This window comes from Saccharospirillum sp., assembly GCF_040881935.1.
In the GTDB taxonomy this organism is placed as follows: Bacteria; Pseudomonadota; Gammaproteobacteria; order Pseudomonadales; family Natronospirillaceae; genus Saccharospirillum.
Window position 1 is genome coordinate 20,884 of sequence record NZ_JBBECH010000036.1, and the last position, 6,407, is coordinate 27,290.

At 56.0% G+C, this 6,407-nt stretch carries 6 protein-coding genes; 2 read left to right on the plus strand and 4 right to left on the minus strand.

Going from position 1 to position 6,407, the window contains the following annotated elements; genetic code table 11:
• Positions 1-2: 2 nt before the first annotated feature.
• Positions 3-440, minus strand: a complete 438-nt coding sequence (locus WEB54_RS05615; RefSeq protein ID WP_368054034.1) for a CopD family protein — start codon at positions 438-440, stop codon at positions 3-5.
• A 247-nt stretch (positions 441-687) separates the two neighbouring features.
• Between WEB54_RS05615 and WEB54_RS05620 the strand changes: the two genes are divergently transcribed.
• Together WEB54_RS05620 and WEB54_RS05625 are read left to right on the plus strand one after the other, a co-directional pair.
• Positions 688-1,263, plus strand: a complete 576-nt coding sequence (locus tag WEB54_RS05620) for an exopolysaccharide biosynthesis protein (protein ID WP_368054036.1) — start codon at positions 688-690, stop codon at positions 1,261-1,263.
• Between the two features lie 170 nt (positions 1,264-1,433).
• On the plus strand, positions 1,434-2,714 hold the full coding sequence (locus WEB54_RS05625) for an MFS transporter (protein WP_368054038.1): 1,281 nt from the start codon (positions 1,434-1,436) through the stop codon (positions 2,712-2,714).
• A gap of 61 nt (positions 2,715-2,775) precedes the next feature.
• On the opposite strand, the gene WEB54_RS05630 is transcribed toward WEB54_RS05625, so the two are convergent.
• The 3 genes from WEB54_RS05630 to WEB54_RS05640 form a co-directional block, all read right to left on the minus strand.
• Complete coding sequence (locus WEB54_RS05630; protein WP_368054040.1) at positions 2,776-4,584, minus strand: PQQ-dependent sugar dehydrogenase; 1,809 nt, start codon at positions 4,582-4,584, stop codon at positions 2,776-2,778.
• Between the two features lie 100 nt (positions 4,585-4,684).
• Complete coding sequence (locus WEB54_RS05635; protein WP_368054042.1) at positions 4,685-6,034, minus strand: sorbosone dehydrogenase family protein; 1,350 nt, start codon at positions 6,032-6,034, stop codon at positions 4,685-4,687.
• A 92-nt stretch (positions 6,035-6,126) separates the two neighbouring features.
• Positions 6,127-6,407, minus strand: a 281-nt coding sequence (locus WEB54_RS05640; RefSeq protein ID WP_368054044.1) for a hypothetical protein, incomplete at its 5' end; no start/stop codon positions are given.

Sequence of the window (6,407 nt, forward strand, 5' to 3'; positions counted from 1 at the left end):
ATTCATAACGGCCACACCACCATTGGTTTGGCCAGTACGACCCAGACAATGGCCGTCATCAGCAAACACAAAACGCTTAGCAAGATCAGGCTCACTACTCGAATATGGCCTCGCTTTTCTGGCTGCTCGGCGCGCAGTACCAAAGCACCTGACAGGACATGGGCAACCACCAAAGCCGTGACCAGCGTCAGCTTTATAATCAGCCACGGATCGACGGTGCGGTTGAGCAAAAATACGACGGTCCCGGCGATGATGGCAATCAGGGCGGCAGGCGTCGCTATCCGGGTAAACAGAAACCGACCCACAGAGCTATAGGGTCTTGGTTGTTGATCAATGTCGGGGGGCGTATTGGGGTGTGCGCCCACCAAAATGGGCAGGTAAAGCAGCGCAGCGGCCCAGATCAAAAGCGCAGCCATGTGCAGTAGCAGTAACCAGACCACAGAGGGTCTCCTTGTTAGCAGGCTGCATGAGACAAACGCGCTGCAGGCAACCTGTGCTTGGGCTATCGATAAGTGCTGAAAATACTGATGCCAGTAAACACAGTCTTCACGTCTACAACTACTGCTGCTAATCAGTATGGCATTGAACGCCCCTGACGCCACCCCGAGCCAGCAAAATATGGAAAAGTCTGCTTTTTACGACTAACCTGCCCGACAGCTAATCAGACATAAAGGAAGGTTCAGGGATATGAACCTAGAGCAACTACTCGACCAAATTGCTGAGGCCGAGCAACAAGATGATCGCCAGGTTTCCCTGGAAGATGTTTTATCTAAAGTAGGACGCCGTTCCTTCGGGCCTGTCTTGCTGATAGTGGGGCTCATTACCATGGCACCATTGGTTGGAGACATACCCGGCGTGCCAACCATGATGGCGGTAATCGTTATGCTTACAGCGGTGCAATTGCTATTGGGCCGTGAGTATTTCTGGCTACCAAAGTGGTTGCTCAATCGGTCAATAGCAAGCGATAAACTGCATAAAGCACTAGGGTGGTCTCGCAAACCCGCACAGTTTATTGACCGACTGTTGCGCCAGCGTCTGGTCGTGCTTGCACAGGGCAAGGCAAACTACGCCATTGCCGTCGTCTGCCTGATCATAGCGGCCGCCATGCCGCTGATGGAAGTAGTGCCCTTTAGCGCCAATGGAGCAGGTATCGGCCTAACTGCCTTCGGCCTGGCGTTGATCGCCCGGGATGGTCTACTGTCACTGATCGCCTTCATTAGCACGACCGCGACCATAGCCGCATTGCTGTATTATTTTCTGTGATACCTTTGCATGGAAACCTTACTGCGTGAAACCTTCCTGCAGCAGATCTATAAAGCGGCACGTACAGTTTTTTGTCGCAAACAGACACGAGTTCGGCGTTGCGGCAACCACACCGCTCGCTTGCCTGTGCGAAGCTCTCGCGGCCCGTTTTGAGGCTAGGGAGGGGTTTCATGATCAAAATGTTAGCCGGCGTATGGCCTCTTCTGCTCGGCATTGTGCTTATTATGCTGGGCAACGGCATGCATTTCACCCTGATCGGCCTGCGCGGCGGGATAGAAGGGTTCTCGGCCGCTGAGCTGGCCATGGTTACCTCAAGCTATTATGTGGGGTTTTTATCGGGTGCCCGTTACAGCCCACTGCTGATCCGGCGAGTCGGTCATGTGCGCGTGTTCGCGGCGCTGGGAAGTTTCATGTCAGCGGGTCTTATCGCGTTTCCGTTGCTGACCGACCCCTGGGCCTGGGCACCGCTGCGCTTGCTCGTGGGGTTCTGCATGTCGGGCATCTACGTTACTGCCGAGAGTTGGCTGAATGATGCGGCCACCAACGATACCCGGGGCAAGGTGCTCTCTGCCTACATGATCGCACAGACGCTCGGTATTATTGGGGCTCAGGGCTTGCTGACACTGGGTGATGCGGGTACATCGGTGCTGTTCATTGGCGCCTCCATACTGGTATCAATCTCCTTTGCGCCCATTTTGTTAACCGTCACCTATGTGCCTGCGGTAGAAGTCGCACGCCCCATGCCCCTGACCAGCCTGTTCAAAGGTTCGCCACTTGGCACCCTGGGTATTTTTCTGTTGGGCAGCGTCTACGCAACCCAGGCCGGCATGGGCGCGGTATTTGGCACGCAGATCGGCATGACAGCGACACAAATCGCCCTGTTCGTCGCCATGCTGTTTGCCGGAGCCCTGCTCCTGCAATACCCCATAGGCTGGCTTTCTGATCGGATGGATCGGCGCAAACTGATTTTCGGCGCAGCAGTGCTGGGGGCTATATCGTGTGCGCTGGGGTGGGTTACCGGCGGCAGTCTGTGGCCACTGATGGCCGCCGCTTTTTTCGCCGGTGGCGTCACCACGCCGTTGTATGCTCTGTTTCTGGCCTACACCAACGATTCCCTGCCCACTGAGGACATGGCCGCAGCCTCCGGCGGGCTGGTTTTTACTTTCGGGCTCGGTGCGATCACCGGCCCTCTCATAGCTGGCTGGGCAATGGAGACGCTCGGCCCGTTCGCATTCTGGCCGGTGCTGGGAACAACGTTCTCCATCATTGCGCTTTATGCACTCTACCGCATGACCCAGCGCGCCGTTACCCCGGTGGAAGCGACAGAACACTACCTAGGCGTTGTACCCACCGCTTCGCCTGTCGCGGTAGAGGCGGCGGGTGTTTGGGCAGCCGAACAAGCCGGGGCTGAGCGCGACGCCGAGCAGGATACCCAGCCCTCAGCCAGATGACGCCTTGCCCGGCACTGGCCGATGTACTGGAGCCGGGTTGTCTGAGCACCGATGACAAGCGCTAGTCGCTACGGTCCTCAACGGCAAGGTCAGTTATATTGCCCGGGTTTTGCGGCACTGGCTGACTGCCCGCCGGGTACCCGTGCCGTGACAACCAATAGGCCAGAATGTCGGCATACATCTGATCGCTCAATGAGCCCGCGGAACTCAATGGCATACTGCCACGAATGTACTGCTGCAGCTCGCTGACCGAGCGGTCGCTCCATTTCGAAAAGAAGCTCTGACCCGTGATTGATGGGAAAGGGCCGGACCCGCGCAGGTTCGAGGCATGACAAGACTGGCAATGTTCCTGATAAAGCCCACGGCCGCGCTCCGCCTGATCGGTGGTGTAAACGCCCGATGCCGACGTGGTGGCCTGCTCATCTGAACCGCTGTCATTGCTGTTGCTGTTGCTGTTGCTGTTGCTGTTGCTGTTGCTGTCAGCAGTGTCCGAGGTTTGCGTCGAGGTTGGAACCAGTTTGAATATCTTGCCGGTATCGTCGGCGGGCCCGAAGCTCTCCCGGGTCAGTACATAGAGTTCACCGTCACCATCTACACCCATACCCTGAGCCCGGGCCTGCAGTTGCACGACAGGTTCAATGGTCCATAGCGCCCCTATGTTCCCGGATGGGCGTGCCTGAAAAATCTGGCCCGAAGGCTGACGCGGGTCGGCGCTGTAATCGGCAAACACGAAGGCACCCTGCAGCCCGGAAAGCTGTTCACCACGGTACACCTCGCCACCGACGATGGCGCTGCCCAGTGGTTCCCGGTCGATGGACGACTCGGCAATGTTGAGGTTCGGGTACTGAATCACCGGGTCATGAATGCGCCAGCCGTTGGGACCTTCACGCGGGCACGTTTCGGGTGGGCTCAGCGGGCTTTGCCGGTCGTAGCAATAGGTGCCTTCGCGAATGGGCCAACCATAATTCCCGGGCTGGCTAACGCGGTAAACCGTCTCCCAGAGTGCCTCGCTGACCGCTGCGACAAGCAAGTCACCATTGCCGGCACTGTCGAACGACATGCGGTAATGGTTGCGAAACCCCCAGGCATATATTTCGTCCCGTCCCGGTTTGCCGACGAACGGATTGCTCGGCGGGACAGCATAGCCGGGCCACCCCTGGTCGACATCAAGGCGCAGTATCTTGCCATAGAGGTTATGAATATCCTGCGCCTGAAAATCCCAGATGTTATTGCGCTCCGGTACCTCCAGTGCACCGAATTCCACGGTGCCGACACCGTGACCGCCACCGCCTTCACCCATTGCAATGTAGAGGTAGCCATCTGGCCCGAAGGCCAGAGCCCCGGCATTGGTCTTGCGGTTTACCTGATCGACTTGCAACAGTGTGCGCTCGGAATCAGCGTCCGCCTGATCAGGGCTGTCCGCAGGAACAGTGAACTCGCTGACAACGGCGGTGTGGTCCCAGTTATCCGGCGCTTCCTCGCGCAAAGGCGCGCTGTAATGAACGTAGAAGCGCCCGTTTGTTCCATAATTCGGATGAAACGCAAAGCCGAGCAGGCCCCGCTCTTCGAAACCATCACGCAGCTCCACCATCCGATCAGACAGATCCAGAAACGGTGATTCATTCAAGGTGTCATCCGAATTTAATATGAGAATTTGACCGTTCTGATCGAGAATGAATCGACGGTCAGTGGCATCGGGTGATGCGACTAACTGCAGTGGCGAAGCTAGCCCTTCCACGATCAAACGAGCAGTCACCAGTGCATGAGCCGGTGTCGCTACCGACACCATAAACAACAAGACTAGCCAGGCTCCAGTTAGCCGGTAGCCAGCCCGAATAAACATTGAACAGAAACACTTATAGTCAGGCATCCGGTTCACCTCCTGTGTCCATAGCGCTCACTCAGAATTAATGGCAGCGCCTGTGAACCAGGTTCAACAGGCGCTGCTGATGCTCAGTGCGGACCCTTACTTATTCGGATTGGGCCGGTACAAGTTTGTGTACCGCGCCGGTATTACCGGTCGGACCTGTATTGGCGGTGGTCATTACATACAATTCGCCAGCACTGTCTTCACCGAACCCGAGAATGTAGCTATCGAGCACTTGTATCTGGCCGATGCTCCACAACTGACCTTCTGACCCCGAATTAGTGGGATGGGCGATCAGCAACTGTCCCTCCGGCTGAGAGAAGCTTTGGCTCCAGTCACCGAATACATAGCGGCCCTGCAACCCCTCGATTGCGCTACCCCGGTACACGTAACCGCCAATAACAGAGATGCCGGCAATGGCACGGTCACCCTGGTTGCGCAGATGCGGGTACTCGATGACGGGCAACTTCAATTCGTGGCCCAGTGGGCCTACCGTGTCGCAAGAAGTGCTTGGAGGTGTGGTGTTTGGGTTTTGCGTGTCAAAACAGTGAGTGCCTTCCAGAATGTTCCAGCCATAATTGCCCGGCTCACTTGCTTCATAAACCGCTTCCCACAGGTTCTGGCCATTGGTCGCGACCATAAGGTCACCGGTGGCGCGGTCAAACGACATACGCCACGGGTTGCGCCAGCCCCAGGAGTGAATCTCATCCAAACCACGGGGATCTACCACAAAGGGGTTGTCTTGTGGAATCGCGTAACCAGGCCAGCCCCGGTCGACATCAAGCCGCAGGATACTGCCCAATAACGAGGTGGTATCCTGGCCATGGCCCATGGGCGGGTGACCCAGCGCCACATCGTCGGCGGCACCACCGTCACCCAGTGCAATGTACAAATAACCATCAGGGCCGAAAGCGATGGAACCCCCATCGTGATTGAACTGAGGCTGGTCGACCTCAAGCAGAACACGCTCGGAACTCATGTCAGTCGTATTGGACTGTGAACGCATCCCTTCTTCAGGCTGAGTCGCCTTGAATTCAGAGATCACGCTGGTGTGATTCCAATCGTTGGGTGCCTCATCCCGTAATGGCGCGCTGTAATACACATAGAAACGTCCGTTTTGCTGATAGTTGGGATGAAACGCAAGTCCCAGCAGACCCCGTTCATCAAAGGCCTCCTGGAACTCAATCAGTTGATCACTAATGTCGAGGAAAGGTTCCTCAAGCTGATTACCCTCAGCATCCAGAACGTATATGTAACCGGTACGATCAACGACAAACCGGCGTTCATCATTGATGGCGGAAGTGAGCATCACCGGCGATGTCAGACCTTCCATAACAGTCTGAAGTTCTACCTCCGGCATTCCGTCTTCAGCGACAGCATTGGTAAGGGCGGTCACCGACAGCGCGATAACCAGGAGTTTTACGACTTTCGTTCCTACAGTGGTCGACAACATGATCCATGTCCTCCGTTATGGCTTTTAGAGCCAGCCCCATCCTTTTTAAGAGTGAACAGCAATGTAACCGTCATGCGGACCGGGGCTGGAACTTAAAATAGTTGGCCTTCTAGAAATAGCAACATGAAATAATTAACAGCATCGCCGACAGGACTGTAAAAGACACATGTCTCTCCGGGCTCTACAGCAATGAGCACTGAGGCGCACTCATGGAGCTTCGGACGCAGTACTGAAACACCGCACCAGAGGCTAACCCGTACAAATCGACACGCCGGAAAATGATCCTGAATTTGGAATTTCGATGCAAATGCACTAGGGTGGTCCACCTTGAAGCTACAGAGGCAAATCATTTGCTGGTTGCCAACCACTTGCA

Excerpts from the sequence above, each read along its gene's own strand:
- WEB54_RS05620 (WP_368054036.1), top strand. The coding sequence starts at position 688 with ATGAACCTAGAGCAACTACTCGACCAAATTGCTGAGGCCGAGCAACAA.
- WEB54_RS05625 (WP_368054038.1), top strand. The coding sequence starts at position 1,434 with ATGATCAAAATGTTAGCCGGCGTATGGCCTCTTCTGCTCGGCATTGTG.
- WEB54_RS05630 (WP_368054040.1), bottom strand. The coding sequence starts at position 4,584 with ATGCCTGACTATAAGTGTTTCTGTTCAATGTTTATTCGGGCTGGCTAC.
- WEB54_RS05635 (WP_368054042.1), bottom strand. The coding sequence starts at position 6,034 with ATGTTGTCGACCACTGTAGGAACGAAAGTCGTAAAACTCCTGGTTATC.